We start from the raw sequence: 25360 nt of genomic DNA, 5'->3' as shown, positions 1-25360 counted from the left end.
GGCACTTGGCCCGGTTTTCCACTTGGTTGTCGCAGCGTGAACATGATGCCCGCTGCAGGTGGCCGTTTAAGCGTCAGTGCGCGATGGTCACACCGTGATCGTCGGCGAGTTCCGGGGCAACGACAGTGCTTGCCGATGCCGCATCCCATTCGATCGGTTCCGGTACCCGCGTCAGCGCATGTTCCAGCACCTCGCCGAGGCGCGAGACCGGAACGATTTCCAGGCCGTTCTTCACGTTGTCCGGGATTTCCGGAAGATCCTTCGCGTTTTCCTCGGGAATCAGCACCTTCTTGATGCCGCCGCGAAGCGCCGCGAGAAGCTTCTCCTTCAATCCACCGATCGGCAGGACACGACCACGCAGAGTGATCTCACCCGTCATGGCGACATCCTTGCGAACCGGGATGCCGGTCATGACCGACACGATCGCCGTTACCATGGCCACACCGGCCGACGGACCATCCTTCGGCGTTGCGCCTTCCGGCACGTGCACGTGGATGTCGCGCTTGTCGAAGAGCGGCGGCTCGATGCCGAAATCGACGGCACGCGAGCGGACATAGGATGCCGCTGCGGAAATCGATTCCTTCATCACGTCCTTCAGATTGCCGGTCACCGTCATCTTGCCCTTGCCGGGCATCATGACGCCTTCGATCGTCAGCAATTCGCCGCCGACCTCGGTCCAGGCCAGACCCGTGACGACGCCGACCTGATCTTCGCCGTCGATCTCGCCGTGGCGATAGCGCGGCACGCCGAGGAATTCCGAAACGTTTTCCGGCGTCACCTCGATCGTCTTCAGGTCCTTGTCCTTCAGGATCCGCGTCACGGCCTTTCGGGCAAGCTTCATCAGCTCGCGTTCCAGACTGCGGACACCTGCTTCACGCGTGTAGGTGCGGATGACTTCCATCAGCGCCGCGTCCGACACAGAGAACTCGCTTGGCTGAAGAGCGTGATCGCGGATCGCCTTCGGCAGAAGGTGACGCTTGGCGATCTCCAGTTTCTCGTCTTCGGTGTAGCCGGCGATACGGATGATCTCCATGCGGTCCATCAGGGGCGCAGGGATGTTCAGCGTGTTCGCCGTCGTGATGAACATCACGTTCGAGAGGTCGTATTCGACCTCAAGATAGTGGTCCATGAAGGTCGAGTTCTGTTCCGGATCGAGGACTTCCAGGAGCGCCGATGACGGATCGCCGCGGAAGTCCATGCCCATCTTGTCGATTTCGTCGAGCAGGAAGAGCGGATTGGCCTTCTTCGCCTTCTTCATCGACTGGATGACCTTGCCAGGCATCGAGCCGATATAGGTGCGACGGTGGCCGCGGATTTCAGCTTCGTCCCGCACGCCGCCAAGCGCCATACGGATGTATTCGCGGCCGGTCGCCTTGGCGATCGACTGGGCGAGCGAGGTCTTGCCGACGCCGGGAGGGCCGACGAGGCAGAGGATCGGGCCCTTTATCTTGTTGGACCGCGCCTGGACGGCGAGATACTCGACGATGCGTTCCTTGACCTTGTCTAGACCGTAGTGATCGGTCTCCAGGATCATCTCGGCATTGTTGAGGTCGGTCTTGATCTTGGATCGCTTGCCCCACGGCAGGCCGAGCAGCCAGTCGAGGTAGTTGCGCACGACGGTGGCTTCCGCCGACATCGGGCTCATCTGCTTCAGCTTCTTGAGCTCGGCATCGGCCTTCTCGCGCGCTTCCTTCGACAGCTTGGTCTTCTGGATGCGCTCGACCAGTTCGGCCATCTCGTCGCGCTCGTCGTCGCCGTCGCCGAGTTCCTTCTGGATCGCCTTCATCTGCTCGTTGAGATAATACTCGCGCTGGGTCTTCTCCATCTGGCGCTTGACGCGCGAGCGGATGCGCTTCTCAACCTGCAGAACAGAGATCTCGCCTTCCATGAAGCCGAGCGCCATTTCCAGACGCTTCTTCACCGAAAGCGTGGACAGCATGTCCTGCTTTTCGCTGATCTTGATGGACAGGTGCGAGCCGACCGTATCGGCGAGCTTGGAATAATCGTCGATCTGGCTGGCCGCGCTGACGACTTCCGGCGAGATCTTCTTGTTGAGCTTCACATAGCTTTCGAATTCGGTGACGACCGAACGCGCCAGCGCCTCGAGTTCGACCGGATCTTCGGTCGGCTCGTCGAGCGGCTTGGCAGTCGCTTCGTAATAATCGGTCTGGTCCGAATAGCCGGTGATCTCGGCGCGCGCGCGTCCTTCGACCAGCACCTTCACGGTGCCGTCCGGCAGTTTCAAAAGTTGCAGGACGTTTGCAACCGTTCCGATCTTGTAGATTGCGGAGGGTTCCGGATCGTCGTCGCCAGCGTTGGTCTGGGTTGCAAGCAGGATCTGCTTGTCGCCACCCATGACCTCTTCCAGTGCGCGGATGGATTTTTCACGGCCCACGAAGAGCGGCACGATCATGTGTGGGAACACAACGATGTCGCGCAGCGGGAGGACGGGATAGGCATCCGCGGCTGCTGTCATGGTCTTGTCGGTCATCAATCTTCCTTTCTTGCCCGCGGGGCGTGCCTTGCGGCACTAGCGGGAGCCGCCGATCGGCGGAAAACGGGGGTTTGGAGCCCTCGATCGTTGAAAGTTAAGTGGCGTTATCCCGTACGCGTTTCAAGTGGCCGCCACGGCCACGAGTCACATCATCATCCTTCGGAAAGCGGCTGTCATGCAATTGTCAAAACGTCGCGAATTTCTCAGCATCAACAGCTCTTCGAAAGGGACGGGGGCCGAAGTTCCAGAAACACGAAAGCCCGCCTGTGGGGCGGGCTTTCGGCCGAGACTTTCAGAGCCGATAGGGGGTCGGGATCACGCTGTCGCGTTGCCCTTTTCCTCTTCGCGCTCGGAGTAGATGTAAAGCGGGCGCGCGGCACCATCGACCACGTCGTCTGAGATGACGACCTCGCGCACGCCTTCCAGCGCCGGCAGCTCGAACATCGTGTCGAGCAGGATCTTCTCCATGATCGAGCGGAGGCCGCGAGCGCCGGTCTTGCGGGTGATGGCCCGCTTGGCGATGGCACGAAGCGCATCCTCGTGGAAGGTCAGGTCGACATCTTCCATCTCGAACAGGCGTTGATACTGCTTCACCAGCGCGTTCTTGGGCTCCGACAGGATCTGGATGAGAGCATCCTCGTCGAGATCTTCGAGCGTTGCGATGACCGGCAGACGGCCGATGAATTCCGGGATGAGACCGAACTTCACCAGATCTTCCGGCTCCAGGTCGCGCAATACTTCGCCGACGCGGCGATCTTCAGCAGCCTTGACCGTCGCACCGAAGCCGATCGACGTCTTCTCGCCACGCGCCGAAATGACCTTGTCGAGGCCGGCGAATGCGCCGCCGCAGATGAAGAGGATGTTCGTTGTATCCACCTGCAGGAATTCCTGCTGGGGGTGCTTGCGACCGCCCTGCGGAGGAACGGATGCGACCGTGCCTTCCATGATCTTCAGAAGCGCCTGCTGGACGCCCTCGCCCGACACGTCGCGGGTGATCGAGGGATTGTCCGACTTGCGCGAGATCTTGTCGACTTCGTCGATATAGACGATGCCGCGCTGCGCCCGCTCGACATTGTAATCGGCCGACTGAAGCAGCTTCAAGATGATGTTCTCGACGTCTTCGCCCACATAGCCGGCTTCGGTCAGCGTGGTCGCGTCGGCCATCGTGAACGGCACGTCGATGATGCGCGCGAGCGTCTGGGCAAGATAGGTCTTGCCGCAACCCGTCGGCCCCACCAGCAGAATGTTCGACTTGGAGAGTTCCACGTCGGAATTCTTCGCTGCGTGCGCCAGGCGCTTGTAGTGGTTGTGCACCGCGACCGAGAGGATGCGCTTGGCCTGCTGCTGGCCGATCACATACTCGTCGAGAACCTTGATGATGTCCTGTGGCGTGGGCACGCCGTCGCGCGACTTGACCATCGAGGATTTATTTTCCTCGCGGATGATGTCCATGCAGAGTTCGACGCATTCATCGCAGATGAAAACGGTCGGACCTGCGATGAGCTTGCGCACCTCGTGCTGGCTCTTGCCGCAGAAAGAGCAATAAAGCGTATTCTTGGAGTCGCCGCTATTGCCGCCGCTGACCTTGCTCATATCCATTCCCTTCCAGCACTTTCGACAAGGGTGCCGAAACCTGTTCAATCTGCGTTCGGGCATGCCGCCCGGGTGCCCTTCGTCAGCGACCCTGGATGGTGGGGGTCGCCTGTATCCGGCACCAATTGATGTCCTATAGCGACATCTATAGCCTGAGGGTTGACAAAATCAGATTTGCCGAGCCTCGGCAACAATCCAGCACGGTTACGAACAGGCTAGCCGCTACGACTTTGTTGCCCGGTGAGACCGGATCGTCACACTTGCCGCGTTAGAACGGCTGCTTCGCCCCACATGGCGCAGCAGCCGCCCGATCGGGTCGCCTGCTCAATCGGTCCAAGCCGTCACTTCGCGGCTTCTTGCTCCATTGCCTCGCGCGACGCGATGACCTTGTCGACGATGCCGAAATCTCGGGCTTCTTCCGACGTCATGAAGTGATCGCGGTCCAGCGTACGCTCAATCGTGTCATAATCTTGTCCGGTGTGCTGGACGTAGACCTCGTTGAGGCGGCGCTTCATCTTGATGATGTCCTGGGCGTGGCGCTCGATGTCGGATGCCTGGCCCTGGAAGCCGCCCGAAGGCTGGTGCACCATGATGCGGGCATTCGGCGTCGCAAAGCGCATGTCCTTGTGGCCGGCGCACAGCAGAAGCGAGCCCATCGATGCCGCCTGGCCGACGCAGAGCGTCGAAACCGCCGGCTTGATGAACTGCATGGTATCGTAAATCGCCATGCCGGCCGTGACGACGCCGCCCGGCGAATTGATGTAGAGCGCGATTTCCTTCTTCGGATTTTCAGCCTCGAGGAAAAGCAGCTGTGCGCAGACGAGCGTCGCCATCTGGTCCTCGACCGGACCGGTGATGAAGATGATCCGCTCTTTCAGAAGGCGCGAGAAGATGTCGTAGGAACGTTCGCCGCGGTTCGTCTGCTCGACGACCATCGGCACCAGCGCCATTGCGGTATCAACCGTTCTTGTCATGCAATCAGTCCTTGAAAAAACTTGCGGCTCCGAACCGGCCACGAGAATCACGTAATCCTGCCATTCCTTACATAGAGTGTGGATATGCCTGTCTTCAAGACGAGACCCATGGATTGAAATGGGCTCGACGTCTTAACCTTAAGGATCGGCCCTGAGCCAGGATTGCAGAGCCGCAAAATTTTGGTCGTTGACGAAGCGCGCGACCCGACGCCCCACCGCAGCGCCAAATTTGTAGCCATGCCCCGAACAGGCGGAGACGGCGACGCATCGGCCGAATTCGGCGGCGTAGAATCGCTGATCCTCGGTGAAGGTGTAGGCGCAGGTTACGGTCTGGCGCACTTGATACTCTGCAAGGCGCAGGAATGGGGGCGCAAAGAGGTCGCGGATCGTCTCCCCCTCGCCTTCAGCCGGCTCGCGTTGCACATCGGCATCGTCGTGCGGTCTCTTGTGCAGCCCCGAACCGAACTTAAGACCACCGTCGCCCGATGGCGGGATGATGTAGCCATCCGTCTTGCCGCCGACGTCGAGGATGACGGGCGCCATGGCCCAAGCCTCGGCAAATTCGGCCGGTGGATCGAGATAGACGACGGCGGTGCGATAGGTCTTCAGGTCGACGCCCAAATGCGGAAAAAGCTTCAGGACCCAGGCACCGGCCGTGACGACCACCTGGTCGGCCTCGAAACGACGGCCATCCTCCAGCAGCACCGCACCCGCCTCGGCATCCACGGCGATGACCTTGGCGTCTTCTTCCAGCTGCGCCCGGCAGCACGCAGCCAGGTGGCGAGCCCCGACGCAATGCGCCGGCAGTGTAGTGCACCGCCCTCAGGCGAGGTGAATGCGAAGCGGATCGCCTGCTCGTCGAGGAAAGGATAGCGTCGCGCGGTCTCGGCGGCATCCAACTCCTCGAACGGGTAGCCGCCCTCAGCCAGGCCGTCGCGCATCTCTTCTGCCTCGTCGCCGGGCTCGCGCGAAATGCACATGAAGCCACGGGCATCCAGATGGCTTTCGCCGAGATCAGCCCATAGCTCGTCCCAGGCGTCATAGGCCTCCGTGATGGCGCGCCCATAGCCGGACGCCTTGCCATAGGCCCGGCGGATGATGCGGTGGTGATCGCCGGACGCGGCCAGCGGATTAGGGATCGGTCCCTGCTCGATGAGCGTCACCTGATGACCGGCCTTGACCAGGGACCAGGCAGTCGAGAGGCCCGCGATGCCGGCACCCACGATGATGATATTCATTTCATGCCTCACTTCTCAGGCTCGCTGCACGGGCGGGCTTCACAAAGCGAAGCCCCGTGCTTATCGCTTGCCGAACTACGGCAAAATCCGCTGAAAGGATATGGTTTGGGCGCACACGCACCTCTTCTGGCGCTCGATGAGCGGCACCTGTCGCTCGATCCGCGCGATCCGGCGTTCTTCACCGATCCCTATCCGGTCTATGCCGCGCTGCATGCGCAGGCGCTCGCATTCTTCTGGAAAGACTACGGTTTCTGGTGCTTTGCCGACTTTGATGCCGTAAACGCGCTGCTGCGGGATCGGCGGTTCGGCCGCCAGATCTTGCATGTGGCAACGCGCGACGAGCTCGGCCTGCCGGAGCCGGCCTCCCACCTCGCCGAGTTCGACGCGGTCGAAGCACATTCGCTGCTGGAACTGGAGCCGCCGGTCCACACCAGGCTGCGCACGCTGGTCAACCGGGCATTCGTTTCGCGCCACGTCGACCGTCTGCGACCGGAGATCGCCGCGCTCTGCCATCAGCTGATCGACGGCTTTGAGGGAAACGGCGAAGCCGAGCTTCTGTCGGCCTATGCCGAAATCATTCCCGCCACCGTGATTGCCCGCATGCTCGGGGTTCCGGACGATCGGGTGCCCGACCTGCTCGACTGGTCGCACCGCATGGTGCGCATGTACATGTTCGGCCGCGACCGCGCCGCCGAGGACGATGCGAATACGGCCGCTCGGGACTTTGCCGCCTATCTGCGCGGCCTTGTCGGCAAGCGGCGCACCGACCCACGCGACGATCTGATCAGCCACATGATCGCCGCCGAACAGGATGGCGGCCGGTTAAGCGAGGACGAGTTGATCTCGACCGCGATCCTGCTGCTCAACGCCGGCCACGAAGCGACCGTGCACCAGACCGGCAATGCGGTGAAGACGATCCTGGAGGCAGGCAGCGATCCGGCGGTTCTCTTTGCCGACGAGCGATCCACGGCCGCGACCGTAGAGGAAGCCCTGCGCTTCGATGCGCCGCTCCACATGTTCACGCGCTACGCGCTGCAGGATGTCGTGCTCGAGGACGGCATTGCGCTGAAGAAGGGCGACAGGATCGGGCTGATGCTGGGTGCGGCCAATCGCGACCCGCGACGCTTCGAAAACGCCGACCTGTTCGACACCGCTCGCAGTGACGGCGCGAACGTCTCCTTCGGCGCCGGCATCCATTTCTGCATCGGCGCGCCACTCGCGCGGCTGGAAATGCAGGTTTCGCTGCCGATTCTCTTTGAACGGCTGCCGGGTCTTTCGCTCGGAGAGCCGCCGCGCTACCGCGACAGCTATCATTTCCACGGGCTCGAGCGCCTCGCCTGCCGCTGGTGACAGACGCCGTCAGATAGAGATGACGTAATCCTTGCGGGTCGTTTCCACGACTTCCCAGGTGCCGCGAAAGCCGGGGCGGATGATGCCGGCGTCGCCCGGACCGTATCGGACCGGCTCGCCACCCTCTTCCGTCACGATCGAGAGGCCGGAGATGACGCGGAAATACTCCCACTCCTCGTAGGAGATGACCCATTTGCCCGGCGTCGCTTCCCAGACGCCGGCATAGAGACCCCTGCCATTGTCTTCGATGTTCCAGGTGGTGAAGCGCGGGTCACCTGACATGATGCGCTCCGGCGGAGGCGCGCCGGCCTCCGCTTCGGTATTGGCGGTTTCGACCCGCAGCGCCTTGACCATTACGCCTTGTCCAGTGCCTGGGAAAGATCGCCGATGATGTCGGCGACATCCTCGATGCCGATCGACAGGCGCACGACGTCGGGGCCAGCGCCGGCGGCGATCTGCTGCTCTTCGGTCAGCTGGCGGTGTGTCGTGGAAGCCGGATGGATGACGAGCGAGCGCGTGTCGCCGATATTGGCAAGGTGCGAGAACATCTCCAGCGCCTCGACGAAGCGGATGCCGGCCTGGTAGCCATCTTTCAGCCCGAAGGTGAAGACGGCGCCCGCGCCTTTCGGCGCGTATTTCTTCTGAAGCGCGTTGTTCGGATCATCCGCCAGGCCGGCATAGTTCACCCACGACACCTTGCCGTGCGCCTTCAGCCAGCGGGCGACTTCGAGCGCATTGTCGCAATGGCGCTGCATGCGCAGCGGCAGCGTCTCGACGCCCATGAGCAGCAGGAACGCGTTCATCGGCGAAATCGCCGGGCCGAAATCGCGCAGGCCAAGCACGCGCGCGGCGATGGCAAAAGCGAAATTGCCGAAGGTTTCGTGCAGCACGATGCCGTTATATTCCGGCCGCGGCTCCGAAAGCATCGGGTATTTGCCCGATGCGGACCAGTCGAAGGTGCCGCCATCGACGATGATGCCGCCCATGGAATTGCCGTGGCCACCGATGAATTTCGTCAGCGAATGGACGACGATGTCGGCGCCATGCTCCAGCGGACGCAGCAGGTAGGGCGAAGCCATCGTGTTGTCGACGATCAGCGGCAGACCATGCCTGTGGGCGAGATCGGCGATCGCCTGAATATCGGTGAAGGTCCCGCCCGGGTTGGCGAGACTTTCGATGAAAATCGCCTTGGTGCGCTCATCGATCTGGCTCTCGAATGAGGAGAGATCGGCCGGGTCGGCCCAGCGCACCTGCCAGTCGAAATTCTTGAAGGCGTGGCCGAACTGGTTGATCGAGCCGCCGTAAAGTCGTCTGGCCGCGAGGAAATTGTCGCCAGGACGCATGATGTTGTGGAAGACCAGCAACTGCGCACCATGGCCGGACGCCGTCGCCAGGGCCGCCGTGCCGCCTTCGAGCGCTGCGATGCGCTCTTCGAGCACCGCTTGCGTCGGGTTCATGATGCGGGTGTAGATGTTGCCGAAGGCCTGCAGGCCGAAAAGCGATGCTGCGTGATCGGCATCGTTGAAAACGAAGCTCGTGGTCTGGTAGATCGGCGTCGCCCGCGCCCCGGTCGTCGGATCTGGCTGCGCGCCCGCATGGATGGCAAGCGTCGCAAATCCCGGTTCGTTCTTCGACATGAGCTTTCTCCTCCACTGTGTCTCGGCTTGAAAGGCCAAGCGCCCCAAGCCGGTAGCATCAAATCCTAATCGTCCGAATCATCGTTTTGAGCGACGATCCCGAAACTCTGGTAGCCCGAGCGCATCATCGGCTTGCGCGATGAAATCCGGCGGCTGTTGACGCCGCTCCACCCGATCTCGCCGGACAAGCGCGCATATTCGATCTTCGGGCACCGGTTCATCACCACCTTGATCCCCGCCTTCTCAAGCCGCTCGGCCGATGCATCATCGCGCACCGTCAACTGCATCCACACGACCTTGGGCAGCACCGGCATGGCCAGGATCTCGTCCGTTACGCCAGGCACCGCGTCCGATGCCCGGAAAATATCGACCATATCCACGGGCTGCGGAAGGTCCGCGAGCGTTGCGGAAACCGGGCGTCCGAGAATTTCCTTCCCCGCCTGGCCTGGATTGACGGGGAAAACGGTGTACCCCTTGTCGATCATGTATTTGGCGACGAAGTAGCTCGGCCGAACGGAGTTGGCCGAAGCGCCGACGATGGCGATCGATTTAACCGACCGCAGAGCGTCGGCAATGTAGGCGTCGTCATAGCGATCGTGGTCGACGAGCGGCAGCTTCAGGTTTCCGGCATCGTCCATTGCGAAGAACGGGTTGTGGGCGACCTCCCAGAGATGCCCTTCGGTATCTGCGAAGTAGCCCGAATAGCCGCCCCAAAAGACCTTTTCGGGCTGTTTTACCAAAGTGCCGCCGCACTCGATCGCCCGCGCCACGATCGCGTCCACTTCGTCGGTGGAGCGGGCATTGTAGGCGAGCGTGATGCCTGAAAATCCGTCGCCCGTTGCGGAGACCCCAGCATCCTTCGCAAGCTCTTCGCATGAGAAGAGCGACAGGACGATGTTCCCCAACTGGATGAAGGTGACGCTCGGCTGCGACGGTGCCGCGCGGCGCCAGCCGAGCGCTTCGTAGAACGCGGTCGCGCGCTTCAGATCCTGCACGCCGAGCGTGATGAGCGAGATACGCGGTTCCGGTAAAGTCATTCTGATGTCCTCCGCCCCTCGCGCCGACGCCGACCACCTGATCGCGCAGCAACGGCGCCGGCTCCGCGAGGTCTAGCGAAACTGGCGGGCAAGGTCGAGGTTCACGCAGATATTCGAAAGTGGGCTCAGTCGTCTGCGCCGGGAAAGAACGACTGTTCTTCAAGCAGCTTCAGGGTCAGCTGATACTGCGACACCAGCCGTTCCGTGGCCGTCGCGGCGTCGCCATCCAGCGTCGCTTCCATGATCAGCCTGTGTTCCTCGTTCGAATCCCGCCGAGGATAGGTGGTCGTCATGGAGATGTAGCGGTAGCGCTCCACCTGATCCATGAGCTCGCCGCAAAACTTCAGAAGCCAGGACGATCCGCAGTTGGAAATCAAGGCTTCGTGGAAGACGCGGTGCCGTGCTTCCCACTCGTGGTTCTCGGCCTGTCCATCTTCTCGAGGAGCCTTGAAGGGTGTGCGCGACAGGCGGTGGAAGGCGACCACGATGCGCTCTTCCCATACGTCCGTGCGGTTGGCGATCGACTCCTCCAGCGCGCGCGACTCCAGCCAGCAGCGCGTCGTCACCAGTTCGCGGAAGTGGCTGAGGGAGAGCGGCGGCACGAAGAAGCCCCGCTGCTCTTCGCGATCGACGAGCCGTTCGCTGGAGAGGCGGTTCAGGGCTTCGCGCACCGGGTTGGCGCCGACCTGATAGTGCTCGGCCAAAGCCTCGATCAGCAGCTTTTGCTTCGGCTTCAGGCGGCCCTGAAGAATGTCACGGCGCAGTTCCCGATAGACGAGGGTCGCGGCCGTGGTCTTTTCCCGCCGCGCCTCGCCAGCGGACGATTTCGAATCGAATGCCTCGATGATTGTCATGGATTCCGATGCCGATGGCGCTCATTGCGCCATCCCTATTTGTTGATGCCCGAGACGGTGGAGCTATGCCAAAACACCAAACGGCGCTCAAGCCAGACCACGGACCAGAATAGCGCGAAGCCGAGCAGGCTGAGATAGAGGATCAGGGAAAAGACGCGCGGCGTATTAAGCTGGGATGCAGCAACCCGGATCAATTCGCCGAAGCCGTTTCCGCCCCCCAGAAACTCCGCCGTGATCGCGCCGGCCATGACCCCCACCGCCGCGATCTTCAAACCAGTGAAGATATGCGGCAGGCCCGTCGGCAGCTTCATCTTGAAGAGCGTCTGCCAGCGGGTCGCGCCCATGGTGCGAAAGAGCATGCAGGCATTGTCGTCGGCCGCGTGCAGGCCGGCCGCGACGGCCACGACGATCGGAAAGGTCGCGATGAAGGCCGCGAGCGCCACCTTGGATGCAATGCCGAAGCCGAGCCATGCCAGGAACAGCGGCGCGAAAGCGACCTTCGGCATCGTGTCGATCGCGACGAGATAAGGCAGCACAGCCCGTTCGCCGAAGGAGGTTTCGCCAACGAGAATGCCGAGCGAGAAGCCGAAGATCAGAGCATAGACGAAGCCCATCAGCACCGCCTTGGTCGTCATCCAGAAGGCCTCCAGCATGTAGCCGCCGCTGAAAAGATTCTTGCCGACGAACACGATGTCCTTCGCCGTCTCCCACGGCGTCGGCAGGATGATGCGCGAGACGATGCCGAAGGAAGTGAGCCCCTGCCAGACGGCGATGAACACGATCAGGATGCCGATCATCGCAATCGGGCGCGGGATGCGGTCGATGAAGGCGACCTCTTCCTCCCAGACAGTGTCCGGGAAGACCGTCTCGCCGTCGGCGTGAATGGGAATATCCGTCGATACCGAGCTCATACGAAGGCTCCCTTGTCCAGACGGTTGCGGATACGGTTTACATACTGACCGAAGGCTGGATCGACGAGCATCTCCACGGTGCGCGGCCGCGGCAGGTCGATCTCGATCGTCTCGACGAACTGACCGGGCCGCGACGACATGACGTAGACGATGTCCGACAGGAAGACGGCTTCCGGGATGGAGTGCGTGACCAGAAACGCGGTGGCGTTGCGCTCCAGGCAGATGCGCTGAAGCTCGATGTTCATGAAATCACGGGCGAGCTCGTCGAGCGCGCTGAAGGGCTCGTCGAGAAGAAGTACGCTCGGTTTGGTGACGAGCATCCGGCAGATGGCAGCGCGCTGCGCCATGCCGCCCGACAATTGCGTCGGATAGACATCCTCAAAGCCCTTCAGGCCTACCGTGTTGAGCAGTTCCTCTGCCGCCCCACGTGCTGCCTTGGCGGCGGCGCGGCCATCGCGTACCTCGATCGGCAGCAGGATGTTTTCCACCGTCGTGCGCCAGGGAAAGAGCGTCGCCTGCTGGAACATCATGCCGATGTCGCGGCGTGCACCGGTGACGGGCTTGCCTTCGAGCACGACGCTGCCCCTGGTCGGCGAGACGAGACCCGCCATGATCTTCAGAAGCGTGGATTTTCCGCATCCCGACGGACCGATTACGGATGAGAACGTGCCCTCCCGCAAAGTCAGGTCGATCGTATCGAGTGCCTTGATATGCCCGTGGGCATAGTGCTTGGAAACGCCGCGCAACTGATAGACAGGCCGACCCTTTAGGTCGGCCTGCACTGCCGCGGCTTTTTGTGCCGCTAAGGTCATTGCGCGTTCCACGCTTCGACGAAGTCGTTGTTGTAGGCTTCCTCGAGATTTTCCAGTGGTTCGGCAAGACCGCCCGTGTCGAGCTGGCTCTGGTGCCAGGCTTCCCAGTGCTCCGGCGGCTGGTAGCCGTAGCCATTGCTGTCGTCGACCGGCTGGATGCGCTCCATCACGGCATCGAGCAGCGCGTTGGCGAACTCGGTGTCCTCGCCTTCCTGGGGATTGCCGGCCGTCGTGTGCTCGAGAACCTTTTCACGGTTGGCCGGGTCGAGACCGAAGCGGGTGGCCCGCACCAGCGCACGACCGAAGCCTTCAACCGCTTCCGGGTTCTCTTCGATGAACTGGCCCGTGACCGCCCAGCCATTGCCGAAGAAGGACAAATATTCCTCAGGCGTGATTTCACGCAGCGGAATGCCGCGAGACTCGATGATGGCCGCATCGCTGACGGCAGCGGCATACGCATCGACTTCCTCGCCGAGGAACGCAGCGGCTGCCGTGCCGCCATCACCAACGGTGAGGAACGTGTAATTTTCGCCTTCCGTAAGGCCAGCATCCTGAAGAATGCCGCGTGTGAACGCCACTTCGGCGCCGTCGGCCGTGCCCACACCAACGGTTGCGCCGTCGAGATCAGCCGGTCCCTGCGCTTCGGATTCTTCCGGCACCATGAGGCCGAAGATGGATTTCGGATACTGGTTGTAGATGAAGACGACGTCTTCACCGCGCGCACGGGCTGAGAGCAGCGGGCCGGGTCCCGGGTTGCCGATCTGCGCCTGGCCGGATGCCATCACCTGGAGAACGGCCGCAGACCCATTCAAAGCTTCGACCGTGAGCTCCAGCCCTTCCTCGGCGAAATAGCCCTCGCCCATGGCCACGAAGAGCGGGAAGTTGTTGATCGCCGACGGGTTCGGCACCGCCACCGTCAGCTGCATCATGTCCTGGGCATTCGCCGCCGTCACGCCGAGCGGAGCAGCAACGAGCAGTGACGCTGCGAACGCGATCCGCCAATTCCGATATCCATGCATAGCCATCCTCCCTTGGATGTTGAATTCGGCCCGAACTCCCAATCGGACCTGTGGCGCCGCCACGCTTCAAACCATACTTTTCATTTTTTTGTTGTCAAATATCTATTTTTTTGCGTTAAACCGTTTTTCATCGATTTCACAACTGGCGTCTGTTGCGCCGGCACCCTGAGGAGGAGAACATCATGGGTCATGAAGGCTTTGTCATCGAGCGGCCGAAAGCGGCGTCCCTGCCGGTGGTCGGCAAGGACGAGCGCTTCCCGGTCCGCCGGATCTACTGCGTCGGTCGCAATTATGTGGCGCATGTGGAAGAGATGGGCGGCAGCGCGGATCGCGACCCGCCGATCTTCTTCCAGAAGCCGACGGATTCCATCGTGCAGTCCGGCTCCACCATCGCTTACGCTACGATGACGAAGGACTTCCATTACGAACTGGAACTCGTGATGGCGCTGAAATCGGGCGGCTACAACATTCCCGAGGACCAGGCGCTCGACCATGTCTACGGCTACGGCGTCGGTATCGACATGACGCGTCGCGACATCCAGGGCGGCGGTCGCCCCTGGGAGATCGCCAAGTCGTTCGACGAGTCCTGCCCGTGCGGTCCGATCACGCCGGTCGAGAAGTCAGGGCACATCGAGAAGGGCAACATCAAGCTCACAGTGAATGGCGAAACGCGCCAGGATTCGGATGTGAGCCTGCTCATCTGGTCGCTGCCCGAGATCATATCCAAGCTTTCGGAATTCTATGAACTGAAGGCGGGCGACATCATCCTCACCGGCACGCCGCACGGCGTCGGCCCGGTCAAGACCGGCGACGAACTCATCGGCACGATCGACGGGCTCGAGCCGCTGACCGTCAAGATCGGCGACCCGGTCAAGTGAACGACAGGGCGGACGGAGATCTTGCACCGGTGGATCCGGGGCAGCTTGCTGCCCTGGCATATTTTTCGTCCGCCACTCTGCATGAAGCGATGGGCAGGATCGGCGCCCTGCCCGCCGCCATCAAACCGATCGATCGGGATATCCGGCTCTGCGGCCCGGCGTTCCCGGTCTTCTGCCCCGCGGGCGACAATCTGATGATCCACAAGGCCATCAAGGCCGCGGCTCCCGGCGAAATTCTCGTCGTCGATCATGAAGCATCGATGAGCGACGGACCGTTCGGCGATGTGCTTGCCGAAGCCTGCCTGGCGCGCGCGATCGCCGGCCTTATCATCGATGGTTGCGTGCGCGACGCTACGACACTGAGGACGATGGGATTTCCGGTCTTTGCCCGGGGGTTGTGCATCGAGGGCACCGACAAGCTCCGGACATCGCCGCTCGGCGCACCGATCACGCTTGGGAACACCACCATCCATCGCGGCGACCTCGTCGTTGGCGACGAGGATGGCGTCGTCATCGTGCCTCGGGCGATGATTTCTGCGGCCGTCGACGCAGCCCGTGAACGCGAGGAGAAAGAGGACGCCCTGCGCGCCGCTCTGAGGGCTGGGCGGACTACGATGGATCTGCTCGGTCTCAGGGACCGGTAGAGCGACTCTGGCCTATTCCCCCGTCCATTCCGGCTTGCGCTTGTCGATGAAGGCGGAGATGCCCTCTTCCGCGTCGCGCGCCATCATGTTCTCGACCATCACGCGCGCCGTGTAATCATAAGCGTCTTCAAGGCTCATTTCCGCCTGGCGGTAGAACGCCTCCTTGCCGATTTTCACCGTCAGCGGCGATTTCGACGCGATGACGGCTGCGTATTTGTCAACCACCTGGCGCAGATATTCCTTCGGCACGATCCGGTTGACGATGCCGAATTCCTTGGCGGTGGAGGCATCGATCGTCTCGCCGGTGAGCAGCATTTCCATCGCCTGCTTGCGATGCGCGGCGCGCGACAGCGCGACCATCGGCGTCGAGCAGAAAAGGCCGATATTGACGCCCGGCGTCGCGAAGCCGGAGGTGTCGGTGCAGATCGCGAGGTCGCAGGAGGCGACGAGCTGACAGCCGGCCGCCGTAGCGATCCCGTCGATTTCGGCGATCACGGGCTTCGGCAGCGCCACGATCGTCTGCATCAGTTTCGCACAGAGCCGCATCGTCTCGTCGAAGAATGCGCGGCCACGGTCGTCTTCGGAGCGATGCCGCTGCAATTCCTTCAGGTCGTGGCCAGCGGAAAACACCTTTGCGAGCGAGGCAATGATGATGACGCGCGTCTCCGCGTCGTCACGCGCCTCTTCCAGGTTGCGCAGAAGCGCTTCCATAAGCGCGACGGACAGGGCATTCGCCGGCGGATTTTTGAGCGACAGCCGCAGGATGCCGTCGTACTTCTGGGCGACGACCAGCGCGTCCGTGTCCTGCTTCTGCTTCATCGAAACGATGTCGGCCATGCTCTGCCGGCTCCTCTGCTTTCATTCCCTGCGTCAGGCGATTTCTGGCACGACTTGACGGGGCCGGACCAGCGCTTTCAACTGCGCGCTCAAGATCGAGACCAAAGGATTGCCGTGAAGCCGGTCATGACCATCGACGCGCTGGAGGCCTTTCTGGCGCAGGAATTTCCACAGATCAACGAGGGTGGACCGTTCTATGCGGTGACCGAGATCGAACCGGGTGCCGCCGTGTTGCGGCTGATGCCCGATCGTCGCCATCTGCGGCCGGGCGGGACAGTTTCGGGTCCCACTCTGTTCGCGCTTGCCGATCTCGGCGCTTACGTCGTCATTCTCGCCCATATCGGGCCGGTTGCGCTGGCCGTCACCACCAATCTCACCATCAATTTCCTGCGCAAGCCCGCTGACGGTGTGCCGCTCTATTCCCGCTGCCGGCTGCTCAAGCTCGGCAAGCGTCTGGCGGTCGTCGACGTGATCATCGCGGACGAAGAAGGGACCATAGTGGCGCAGGCATCGGCCACCTATTCGATCCCACCGCGGGCAGAAACTGCGGTAAAATAATACCACATATATAAGCCTTTGTTTTTGCTGAGTTGTTTTTACAACACCCTTATTCACTGCGATTGCGCGTTTCGGGCGGTTAGTCTATACACCGCTCGCAGCCACGCGTGGATCCATGCGGGCAGCACTTGGCCTTGCCAAGACAAGCAACAAGAAGCGCCCTTGCCGTGCACGCATGGTTCGGGACCCGAACGAAAGAGTGATATTCATGAAGACCTTCTCGCAGAAGCCTGCAGAGGTGGAGAAGAAGTGGGTGCTGATCGACGCCGAAGGACTCGTTGTCGGCCGTCTCGCCACCCTCGTCGCCACCCGCCTGCGCGGCAAGCACAAGCCTTCCTACACCCCGCATGTCGACGATGGTGACAACGTCATCATCATCAACGCCGAAAAGGCCGTGCTGACGGGCAAGAAGTACACCGACAAGAAGTACTACTGGCACACCGGCTATCCCGGCGGCATCAAGGAGCGCACCGCGCGCCAGATTTTCGAAGGCCGCTTCCCGGAGCGCATTCTCGAAAAGGCCATCGAGCGCATGATCCCGCGCGGCCCGCTCGGCCGTCGCCAGATGAAGAACCTGCGCGTCTATGCCGGTTCGAACCATCCGCATGAAGCCCAGCAGCCCGAGACGATCGACATCGGCGTGCTGAACACCAAGAACAAGAGGACTGCCTGATCATGGCTGAACTGAATTCCCTCCAGGACCTCGGCCAGGCAACCGGCGTGACCGCCGGCTCCGCCCAGGCTTCTCAGCCGGCGCATGTCCGCAAGGTCGATGCACAGGGCCGTTCCTACGCAACCGGCAAGCGTAAAGACGCTGTCGCGCGCGTTTGGGTCAAGCCAGGCTCCGGCAAGATCACCATCAACGGCCGCGAGTTCGAAAAGTACTTCGCACGTCCGGTTCTTCAGATGGTTCTGCAGCAGCCGATCGTCGCTGCGGCACGCACCGGCCAGTTCGACATCGTCGCAACGGTCGCTGGTGGCGGTCTTTCCGGCCAGGCCGGCGCCGTTCGTCACGGCATCTCCAAGGCTCTCACCTATTACGAGCCGGAACTGCGTGGCGTCCTCAAGAAGGGCGGCTTCCTGACGCGCGACAGCCGTGTCGTTGAGCGTAAGAAGTACGGTAAGGCGAAAGCCCGTCGTTCGTTCCAGTTCTCCAAGCGCTAAGCTTCGGACGACTGCCAGATCAAAAGGCGGGGCTTCGGCTCCGCCTTTTTTCGTTGCGATGCAGCATCGGCCTTCCCAACCGGCTTCCCTCGTCCCATCTTATGGCTGCCTTACCAATTTTCGATATCGCAGCGCTGGTTCCAGGCTGCTGCCATCCATCCGAAAAGGATCAGAGCCAATGCCATCGAAGTCGATCGATCACGCCTTCAATGCCAGCGAATTGACCGGGGCCGCGTCCGACCCGACCTATGCCGGCGCCCTCTCCTTCATGCGCAGGCCCTACCGCAAGGACGTCGCCGGCGCTGATGCGGTGGTCTGGGGCATCCCGTTCGATGCTGCCGTTTCCAATCGGCCGGGTGCACGCTTTGGCCCGCAGGCGATCCGCCGCGCCTCCGCCATCTTCGACAACGACCCGCAATATCCGTTCGAACGGGATCTGTTCGCCGAGTTTGCGGTGGTCGACTATGGCGATTGCCTGCTCGACTACGGCAATCACCAGGAAACGCCGGACCGGATCGAAGCGGAAGCCGGCCGTATCCTCGATACCGGAGCGTTTCTCTTCACGCTTGGCGGCGATCACTTCGTAACATGGCCTCTCTTGAAGGCGCATGTCGCTCGTCACGGCCCGCTTTCCCTCGTCCAATTCGATGCACACCAGGACACATGGGACGATGACGGTAAGCGCATCGACCACGGATCCTTCGTCGCACGCGCCGTGCGTGAGGGCCTCGTCGATCCGGACACGTCTATCCAGATCGGCATCCGCACGCATGCGCCCGAAGATTTCGGCATTCAGATCATCTACGGTCACGAGCTGGAGGAGATGCGCACGGGCGACGTTGCCTCTCGGATCCTCGCGCGCGTCGGCAACCGCCCAGCCTACCTCACATTCGACATCGACTGCCTCGATCCGGCTTACGCTCCCGGCACTGGAACGCCCGTTGCAGGCGGCCCTTCGACGGCCAAGATGCTTTCGATCCTCCGGCAGTTGCGGCGCCTCGATATCCGCGGCGGTGACGTGGTCGAAGTGTCCCCACCCTACGATCACGCGGATGTCACCGCCATTGCCGGTGCCAGTGTCGCCATGTATACGCTCGGCCTCATGGCTGAACGGCGCGCGATCGAGCGTTCATAGTTCGATTCAACGCGCTCACAGGGTGAATCCGATCTCGCGTTCAAGCGACTGGATTTGCTCGCAAACGGGATGATGGACATGGCGAAGATCTTCATCGACGGCGAGCATGGCACGACGGGTCTGCAGATCCGCTCCCGCTTGGCGGAGCGAACCGATATCGAGATCATCTCCATTCCCGAGGAGGAGCGCCGCAACATCGCACTACGCGAGGAATTCTTGCGAGAAGCCGATATCGCGATACTCTGCCTGCCCGACGACGGCGCGAAGGAAGCGGTGTCGATGCTCGGCGTTTCGTCCACGACGCGCATCATCGACACGAGCACCGCGCACCGCGTCGATCCGGACTGGGTCTATGGCTTCGCCGAATCCGACCCCGAACGCCCCGAACAGATCGCGTCCGCGCGGTTCGTATCCAATCCTGGTTGCTACTCGACCGGCGCCATCGGCATTCTGAAGCCGCTGGTCGACGCGGCGCTGCTGCCGGCCGATTACCCGGTCAGCATCAACGCCGTTTCCGGCTACACGGGCGGTGGCAAGCAGCTGATCGCGCAGATGGAAGACGAGAGCCGTCCCGACTATCTCGGCGCCCCCCATTTCCTTTACGGGTTGACGCTTGCTCACAAGCATGTGCCCGAGATCAAGATGCGGAGCGGCCTGCACCGTACGCCTCTTTTCTCGCCGTCCGTCGGGCGTTTTGCGCAGGGCATGGCCGTGCAGGCGCCACTGCATCTCGCCGATCTCGACGGTTCACCTTCGCTGCGCAGCGTGCATGAGGCGCTGGCCGAGCATTATCGTGGGCAGGATATCGTCACGGTCGTCGATCTTGACGAGAGCATGGCGATCCAGCGCCTCGATCCGACGTCGCTCAACGGCAAGGACACAATGAATATCTACGTGTTCGGTTCGGAAGGCGGCGAGCACGTCAATGTGGTGGCCGTTCTGGACAATCTCGGCAAAGGCGCTTCCGGCGCCGCGGTTCAGAACATGGACCTGATGCTCGGGATCACGCCTGTCGACTGACAGGCGCCACTACCTCATTTTGATGATCGATCACCCGGCGGCGGCGAGCCGGCCTGTGGGCGCGTAGGATCCATAAAAGGCGCGCCAGTGGGCCACTGCGAAGCCGAGGACGACGACGGCGAAGGCCTGGTGCAGGAGCGCCCAGTTGAGCGGCACGACCATGACGAGCGTGATGATGCCGATCAGCGCCTGCATGGTGACGAGGAAGAACAGCACCACGGCACGATTGGCATGGGTGCTGCCGGCGCCATGGCGCAACGCCACGACCATGTGCGCCAGCGCGGCGAACCAGAGGGCGTAGGCCGTCATCCGGTGGACAAACTGCACCGTCTTGACGTTTTCAAAGAGGTTCAGCCAGGCCGGATCCATCACGAACAGACCGGCGGGAATGAAGGCGCCGTCGATGAGTGGCCAGGTGTTGAACGCAAAGCCCGCGTTCAAGCCGGCGACGAGCGCGCCCAGATAGATCTGGAAAAGGACGAAAAGAGCAAGACCGCCGGCGGCCAGATGGGAGCGCTCGGTCGGGGGGGCGTCGGTCGAGTGCGGCGCGAGGCCCCGCGACACCCACATGATGCTGGCGAAGATGATGCAGGCGAGCGTCAGATGAACTGCGAGACGGTACTGGCTGACATCGACCCGCTCGGTGAGGCCGGATGCAACCATCCACCACCCGACAAAGCCTTGCAGGCCGCCGAGGAAGAAAAGACCGACGAGCGGCAGCCGCAGTCGTGGCTCGATCCGTCCGGTGGCCCAGAAGAAGACGAGAGGCACGGCGAAAAGCACGCCGACGGCGCGGGCGAGGAAACGGTGGGCCCATTCCCACCAGAAGATGACCTTGAACTCGTCGAGGCTCATGCCCCGGTTCACTTCCTGGTACTGCGGGATCTGACGGTAGAGGTCGAATTCCTCCTGCCATTCTTCCGCGCTCAGCGGCGGGATGACGCCGTGGATGGGTTTCCATTCGGTGATGGAGAGCCCTGACTCGGTCAGCCGCGTCGCGCCGCCGACAACCACGAGCGCGAAAATCGCGAGCATGACGATGCCAAGCCAGAGCCGCAGCATCCGGCGGTTTGTCTCCAGTTCGCCGCGTCGGGCCTGGGCGGCGATTTCGGATGGGCTGGAAGCGGGTGAGACGGCATCGAGTACGGTCATTGCACTGTCCTTGCAGATTGCCATGGCATTTGCCCCACCCTGCCCTGCAATTCAAGGCGAAGAGCTTTGCGGCATGGCGTCGCGCCGCTTTGCCTGAAGCGTCCGACCGGCTATGTGGAAGATCAAGGAGACCACCATGCCCGTCCGCCTCAAGAAATTCATCGGCGCCTTCGCCATCGTCGCACTGGTCATCATCTATGCGCTCGTCGCCACGACCATCGCGACCTATCGCCTGGCGGAGTCACCCTGGTGGGTGCATCTTCTCTATTTCCTCTTCACCGGTGTTCTCTGGGTCGTGCCGGCCATGCTGCTCATCAGCTGGATGGAACGCCCTCCAAAAGAAAAATCCGACCTTTTGGATTAACGGCGGCGAAAGCATAGGAAGACTTAGGCGGGTGTTTGAGAGGTTCTGACCGCTTCGACTGTTGTCTAGACAACGCTTTGTTCAGGACGATCCCCCATCCTCGCGCGCATCGTGACGAGGTCGTTTGATGACGAGGATCGTACCCATGGAAGTTGCCCGCAAGACAGCCGGCGAACCGACGGACGCACCGCTGATCGCGGGAGTGACGTCGCATGTTCCGGCTCAAGGTGATGCCCAGACGGTCAAACGCGTGGAGATCTTCGCCAGCATCGAAGCGGCCGAACGGCAGTGGCGTTCGCTGGAGACGCAGTTCTTCACCTCCGTCCATCTCAGCTACGACTGGTGCCGCAACTGGCTCGAGGCAACGGGTACCGAACCGGTCGTCGTGCTCCTTCATTTCACCGGCGGCGGGCGGATCATGCTGCCGCTCGAAATCATCAGCCAGGGGGGCGCGAAGGTCGGCCGCTATATCGGCACGTCCTACAGCAATTTGAATTTCGGTCTGTTTTCACCCGACAACATGCAATTTTCGCCGCCGCTTCTTTCGGCTGCGCTCTCTGAGGCCGGGCTCAATCTCGATCTTCTCGCGCTCTATCGCACGCCGGAGAGCTGGCGCGGGGTAGACAATCCCTTGATGCCGCTCGACCGGGTCGTCAGCAACAACCAGGCGTTCCAGATGACGCTCGACGGCGGCTTCGACAAGGCGCTGTCGCGCATCAATGGCAAGAAGCGGCGCAAGAAGCACCGCCTCGGCGAACGCACGCTGGAGGAACTGGGCGGCTACGAAATCGTGCATGGCGACGATCCCGAAACGGCGCTTCGCCTGCTGGAAGCGTTTTTCGTCCAGAAGGCTGCCCGCTTCGACAAGCAAGGCAAGCTCGACGTGTTCGCCAAGCCCGACGTGCAGGATTTCTTCCGCCGTTTGGTCGTCACGAAGACCGAAGAGAACGTACCCTTGTTGCGGCTCTCGGCCGTGCAGCTCACCGATGGACGCTACGGCGCGATTTCAGGCGTGACGCGCAAGAACGGGCATCTCATCTGCCAGTTCGGCTCGATCGACGAAGAGATGGCGGGCGAGCTCAGCATCGGCGAGTTCCTGTTCTACCGCCTGATCGAAGATGCTTGCGCCAACGGCCAGATGATGTTCGATTTCGGCATCGGCGACGAGGCCTACAAGCGGTCCTGGTGCGATCAGATCACGACGCAGTACGATTGCTACCTGCCGCTGACGATGAAGGGCCGTGCCGTTGGCGCGACGCTGCGCGCCATCGCCTCGACCAAGCAGGCGATCAAGGCCAACCCGCGTCTCGACAAGATCGCCCGGGCCATTCAGCGCCGGATATCCTGACCGCCCAGGCTAAAGGCACCGCTACCTTCAGGCCGCGTTGCTGCGGGTCGACTGGGGGCCGTCCTCGTCGACGAGCATGATCAAAGCGTCATCATATCCTGCTTCGACCAGCGCTTCGAATTCCTCCGCGATGATCGGGGCGTCCGGATCGACGACGGACATGACGACGGTGATCGGCCGGTCTGCCAGCATCTTCTGAACAGCCGTGATCTCGGTGCTGCCGCACTCGACGATGATCGTGTCGTAGGCATCCGACAGGGCTTCGATGATCATGGCGATCCGGGATGCACCGCGCATGGCGGTCTCCGGATCGGCCGTTCCAAGCGGGATGATGTCGGCCGACGAGGCGTAGTCGGCGTGGATCGATTCGGCGATCGAGACCGATCCGCAGAGAAGGTCGGTGATGCCGGGAAGGCCCGCCCCTGCCATGGTTGCCCCCGGCAGGCCGGCGCCGGTCATGTCGATTGTCAGGACGCGATGGCCGCGATCGGAGACGGCGCGTGCCAGAAGAACGGCGCCGAGCGTTGCCGCATCGCCTTCCGGCGAAATGCCGGCGACCACCTGGACGCGCTTGGAGATCAGGGCGGCGGCGACGCCATCGACGGAAAAGTCCTCTTCGTCCTCGGCCACCGGCAGTGCGGCAGCCTTGGCGATCGCCTGCGCCGGCTGCGTCAGCGGCTCCGCCGGATGTGCAGGCGCTGCGGCCGGTACAGCTTGAGCGGATGCCGTCAGGGGCTGCCGGGCCAGGCTCGCCGTCGCCGTGCCGGTTGTCGCGATGCGGCCGGGCTCCAGCGGTGTCGTTTCCTCGCGCATCTCATCCACGACAACCCGTTCGCGGAGCGCGCGGCCGGAGAAGAGCTCGATCAGCAGGATGATGATCATGTGGATGAGTGCCGTAGCCAGCATCGCGACGATGACGGCCGGGATCACCTTCGGGAAATAGGGCTCACTCGCTACACCAGCACGGGAGATGATGCGTGCATCGGCCGGCAACGCGTTGGCATCACCGCGCGAAACCGTCTCCCGAAAACGGGCGAGATAGGTTTCCAAGAGATCGCGCTCGGCACGCGCTTCGCGCTCGAGTGCGCGCAGTTCGACTTCGTCAGCGCCGGCCTGCGCCGAGCTCTGCTTCAGGACGTCGAGCTGCTCGGTCAGTTCGGCTTCGCGCAACCGGGCAACGGCGGCATTGGCTTCGAGATTCGCAAGCGCCTTGCGCACTTCCTCGTTCAGCTGCGTCCCGATGCCCGAAAGCTGCGAACGCAGGCTGCGGATGCGTGGGTGGTTGTCGAGCAGCGTGATCGAGAGGTCCGAAATCTGGCCTTCGATTTCCGACTGCCGCTCGCGCAGGCGCTGGAGCAGTGGCGAGTCGACAACGCTGCTGACGGCATCGACCGACTGGCCGGATTCGAGTGCCGAGCGAACATTGGCGGCACGCGCCTCGGCGTCGGCGCGCTGCGCGCGGACCTGCGAGAGCTCGGTCGTCAGGTCCGACAGTTGCCGCGTCACGAGCGTGTTGTTCTCGGTCACGAGCAGGAGACCATTGTCTGCCCTGAAGGCTGCGACCTTGGCTTCCGCATCACGCACACGGCCACGGAGTTCCGCGATTTCAGGCTCGAGCCAGGCGGCAGCATCGGCATTGGAATCAAGCTTGGCGCCGCTCTGCACCTGGAGATAGGCCCCGGCAAGACCGTTGGCGACAGCGGCTGCCAGTTCGGGATCCTGGGAAGAGAACTCGATGGCGATCACGCGCGAATTCTGCACCTGATAGACCTGCAGGTTTTCCCGAACGGCTTCCAGCACGCGCTGCTGCGCACTGTCGTCGATCGGATCGCTGCCGATGCCGAGCAGCACGAGGAGGTCGCCGATCATCGACGGCTGGCCTGCCGGATCGAATTCCGCGCGGCTGCCGAGGTCGAGTTCGGTGATCACCTCACGCAGAAGGTCGGAGGATCGGATAACTTCCACCTGACTCGCGATGGCCTGCTCGTCGAGCACGAGATCCCGCGTCTGACCACCCTCACCCGTCCGTGACAGGGCCGAACCGCGCTCTTCGATGAGGATGCGGGCTTCGCTGCGGTAGAGCGGCGCCATGGAACTGGTGGTGAAATAGGTCAGCGCGCCGACGATGAGCACGCTTGCCGCAATGGCGAACTTGCGCGCCCAGAGCGCAGCGGCCAGCCCGGCCAAATCGATATCGACATCCCCGCGTGACGATAGATTGCCGGACATTCTGGGCTCCTTCAGGATCTCCGCGACTATGGGGCGCAGTGGCGCGCGTGCGGAATGCTTCAAGAGCGACCGTAAATAATCATGGTAACTCAACCGTTAATTTCAGCATCCT

At 62.2% G+C, this 25360-nt stretch carries 23 protein-coding genes and 2 pseudogenes; 10 read left to right on the top strand and 15 right to left on the bottom strand.

The features are described from left to right. Positions 1 to 73: 73 nt before the first annotated feature. The 4 genes and pseudogenes from lon to QQL76_RS13280 all read right to left on the bottom strand — a co-directional run bounded on the left by lon (position 74) and on the right by QQL76_RS13280 (position 6299). Entirely contained in the window at positions 74 to 2491 is a 2418-nt protein-coding gene (gene lon / locus QQL76_RS13295) for an endopeptidase La (protein ID WP_499208045.1), read from the bottom strand. Between the two features lie 318 nt (positions 2492 to 2809). Further along, positions 2810 to 4087, bottom strand: a complete 1278-nt coding sequence (gene clpX / locus QQL76_RS13290; protein ID WP_126010691.1) for an ATP-dependent Clp protease ATP-binding subunit ClpX — start codon at positions 4085 to 4087, stop codon at positions 2810 to 2812. Positions 4088 to 4428: 341 nt separating this feature from the next. Then, positions 4429 to 5061, bottom strand: a complete 633-nt coding sequence (locus QQL76_RS13285) for an ATP-dependent Clp protease proteolytic subunit (RefSeq protein ID WP_126010692.1) — start codon at positions 5059 to 5061, stop codon at positions 4429 to 4431. Positions 5062 to 5199: 138 nt separating this feature from the next. After that, positions 5200 to 6299 (bottom strand): annotated as a pseudogene (locus QQL76_RS13280) (NAD(P)/FAD-dependent oxidoreductase). Positions 6300 to 6404: 105 nt separating this feature from the next. Between QQL76_RS13280 and QQL76_RS13275 the strand changes: the two are divergent. Further along, complete coding sequence (locus QQL76_RS13275) at positions 6405 to 7649, top strand: cytochrome P450 (protein ID WP_499208044.1); 1245 nt, start codon at positions 6405 to 6407, stop codon at positions 7647 to 7649. Between the two features lie 9 nt (positions 7650 to 7658). Here the strand turns inward: QQL76_RS13275 and QQL76_RS13270 are convergent, their stop codons facing one another. From QQL76_RS13270 to QQL76_RS13235, 8 genes and pseudogenes are all read right to left on the bottom strand, one after another. Next, positions 7659 to 8003 carry a cupin domain-containing protein gene (locus QQL76_RS13270; RefSeq protein ID WP_499208043.1) on the bottom strand — a complete coding sequence of 115 codons (345 nt, stop codon included), beginning with the start codon at positions 8001 to 8003 and terminating at the stop codon, positions 7659 to 7661. Continuing rightward, positions 8003 to 9286, bottom strand: coding sequence for an O-acetylhomoserine aminocarboxypropyltransferase (locus QQL76_RS13265; RefSeq protein ID WP_499208042.1), 1284 nt, complete (start codon positions 9284 to 9286; stop codon positions 8003 to 8005). The genes QQL76_RS13270 and QQL76_RS13265 overlap by 1 nt, the downstream gene beginning before the upstream one ends. Before the next feature lie 65 nt (positions 9287 to 9351). Continuing rightward, entirely contained in the window at positions 9352 to 9924 is a 573-nt protein-coding gene (locus tag QQL76_RS13260; protein WP_499208374.1) for a CoA-binding protein, read from the bottom strand. 33 nt (positions 9925 to 9957) lie between these two features. Beyond that, positions 9958 to 10323 (bottom strand): annotated as a pseudogene (locus QQL76_RS13255) (VOC family protein); the annotation flags it as partial. Positions 10324 to 10448: 125 nt separating this feature from the next. Continuing rightward, complete coding sequence (locus QQL76_RS13250) at positions 10449 to 11177, bottom strand: GntR family transcriptional regulator (RefSeq protein WP_499208041.1); 729 nt, start codon at positions 11175 to 11177, stop codon at positions 10449 to 10451. A gap of 35 nt (positions 11178 to 11212) precedes the next feature. After that, the gene (locus tag QQL76_RS13245; RefSeq protein ID WP_499208040.1) at positions 11213 to 12088 is read right to left on the bottom strand and encodes an ABC transporter permease; all 876 of its coding nucleotides are present in this window, start codon (positions 12086 to 12088) and stop codon (positions 11213 to 11215) included. Continuing rightward, positions 12085 to 12900 carry an ABC transporter ATP-binding protein gene (locus tag QQL76_RS13240; RefSeq protein ID WP_499208039.1) on the bottom strand — a complete coding sequence of 272 codons (816 nt, stop codon included), beginning with the start codon at positions 12898 to 12900 and terminating at the stop codon, positions 12085 to 12087. The genes QQL76_RS13245 and QQL76_RS13240 overlap by 4 nt, the downstream gene beginning before the upstream one ends. Continuing rightward, positions 12897 to 13919 (bottom strand): ABC transporter substrate-binding protein, encoded by a 1023-nt coding sequence (locus tag QQL76_RS13235; RefSeq protein ID WP_499208038.1) that lies wholly within the window; start codon positions 13917 to 13919, stop codon positions 12897 to 12899. Before QQL76_RS13235 ends, QQL76_RS13240 begins: the two co-directional genes overlap by 4 nt. Before the next feature lie 182 nt (positions 13920 to 14101). Here QQL76_RS13235 and QQL76_RS13230 point away from each other — a divergent pair, with 182 nt between their 5' ends. Together QQL76_RS13230 and QQL76_RS13225 are read left to right on the top strand one after the other, a co-directional pair. Further along, the gene (locus QQL76_RS13230) at positions 14102 to 14797 is read left to right on the top strand and encodes a fumarylacetoacetate hydrolase family protein (protein ID WP_499208037.1); all 696 of its coding nucleotides are present in this window, start codon (positions 14102 to 14104) and stop codon (positions 14795 to 14797) included. Next, positions 14794 to 15441: an RraA family protein gene (locus QQL76_RS13225; RefSeq protein WP_499208036.1), complete on the top strand. Its 648-nt coding sequence runs from the start codon at positions 14794 to 14796 to the stop codon at positions 15439 to 15441. Before QQL76_RS13230 ends, QQL76_RS13225 begins: the two co-directional genes overlap by 4 nt. A gap of 12 nt (positions 15442 to 15453) precedes the next feature. On the opposite strand, the gene QQL76_RS13220 is transcribed toward QQL76_RS13225, so the two are convergent. After that, positions 15454 to 16278 (bottom strand): enoyl-CoA hydratase, encoded by an 825-nt coding sequence (locus QQL76_RS13220; protein ID WP_499208035.1) that lies wholly within the window; start codon positions 16276 to 16278, stop codon positions 15454 to 15456. A 108-nt stretch (positions 16279 to 16386) separates the two neighbouring features. Between QQL76_RS13220 and QQL76_RS13215 the strand changes: the two genes are divergently transcribed. The 5 genes from QQL76_RS13215 to argC all read left to right on the top strand — a co-directional run bounded on the left by QQL76_RS13215 (position 16387) and on the right by argC (position 20155). Then, positions 16387 to 16836, top strand: a complete 450-nt coding sequence (locus tag QQL76_RS13215; RefSeq protein ID WP_499208373.1) for a PaaI family thioesterase — start codon at positions 16387 to 16389, stop codon at positions 16834 to 16836. Positions 16837 to 17044: 208 nt separating this feature from the next. Then, positions 17045 to 17509 carry a 50S ribosomal protein L13 gene (gene rplM / locus QQL76_RS13210; RefSeq protein WP_126010703.1) on the top strand — a complete coding sequence of 155 codons (465 nt, stop codon included), beginning with the start codon at positions 17045 to 17047 and terminating at the stop codon, positions 17507 to 17509. Between the two features lie 2 nt (positions 17510 to 17511). After that, entirely contained in the window at positions 17512 to 18000 is a 489-nt protein-coding gene (gene rpsI / locus QQL76_RS13205) for a 30S ribosomal protein S9 (RefSeq protein WP_404862181.1), read from the top strand. A gap of 178 nt (positions 18001 to 18178) precedes the next feature. Continuing rightward, the gene (gene speB / locus QQL76_RS13200; protein WP_499208034.1) at positions 18179 to 19135 is read left to right on the top strand and encodes an agmatinase; all 957 of its coding nucleotides are present in this window, start codon (positions 18179 to 18181) and stop codon (positions 19133 to 19135) included. Positions 19136 to 19213: 78 nt separating this feature from the next. Further along, on the top strand, positions 19214 to 20155 hold the full coding sequence (argC, locus tag QQL76_RS13195) for an N-acetyl-gamma-glutamyl-phosphate reductase (RefSeq protein WP_499208033.1): 942 nt from the start codon (positions 19214 to 19216) through the stop codon (positions 20153 to 20155). 30 nt (positions 20156 to 20185) lie between these two features. Here argC and QQL76_RS13190 read toward each other — a convergent pair whose 3' ends face one another. Further along, a complete protein-coding gene (locus tag QQL76_RS13190) occupies positions 20186 to 21307 on the bottom strand; it encodes a COX15/CtaA family protein (RefSeq protein WP_499208032.1) in 1122 nt (373 codons plus the stop codon). 136 nt (positions 21308 to 21443) lie between these two features. Between QQL76_RS13190 and QQL76_RS13185 the strand changes: the two genes are divergently transcribed. Both QQL76_RS13185 and QQL76_RS13180 read left to right on the top strand, forming a co-directional pair. Continuing rightward, positions 21444 to 21671 carry a DUF2842 domain-containing protein gene (locus QQL76_RS13185; RefSeq protein WP_126010708.1) on the top strand — a complete coding sequence of 76 codons (228 nt, stop codon included), beginning with the start codon at positions 21444 to 21446 and terminating at the stop codon, positions 21669 to 21671. 145 nt (positions 21672 to 21816) lie between these two features. Then, a complete protein-coding gene (locus tag QQL76_RS13180) occupies positions 21817 to 23019 on the top strand; it encodes a GNAT family N-acetyltransferase (RefSeq protein WP_499208031.1) in 1203 nt (400 codons plus the stop codon). A 27-nt stretch (positions 23020 to 23046) separates the two neighbouring features. Here the strand turns inward: QQL76_RS13180 and QQL76_RS13175 are convergent, their stop codons facing one another. After that, a complete protein-coding gene (locus QQL76_RS13175; RefSeq protein WP_499208030.1) occupies positions 23047 to 25248 on the bottom strand; it encodes a GumC family protein in 2202 nt (733 codons plus the stop codon). Positions 25249 to 25360: the final 112 nt, after the last annotated feature.

It is taken from the genome of Rhizobium albus, assembly GCA_030160035.1.
In the GTDB taxonomy this organism is placed as follows: domain Bacteria; phylum Pseudomonadota; class Alphaproteobacteria; order Rhizobiales; family Rhizobiaceae; genus Georhizobium; species Georhizobium albus.
The sequence above is the reverse complement of the archived record's forward strand: the minus strand, read 5'-3'. Positions and strand labels throughout refer to the sequence as shown.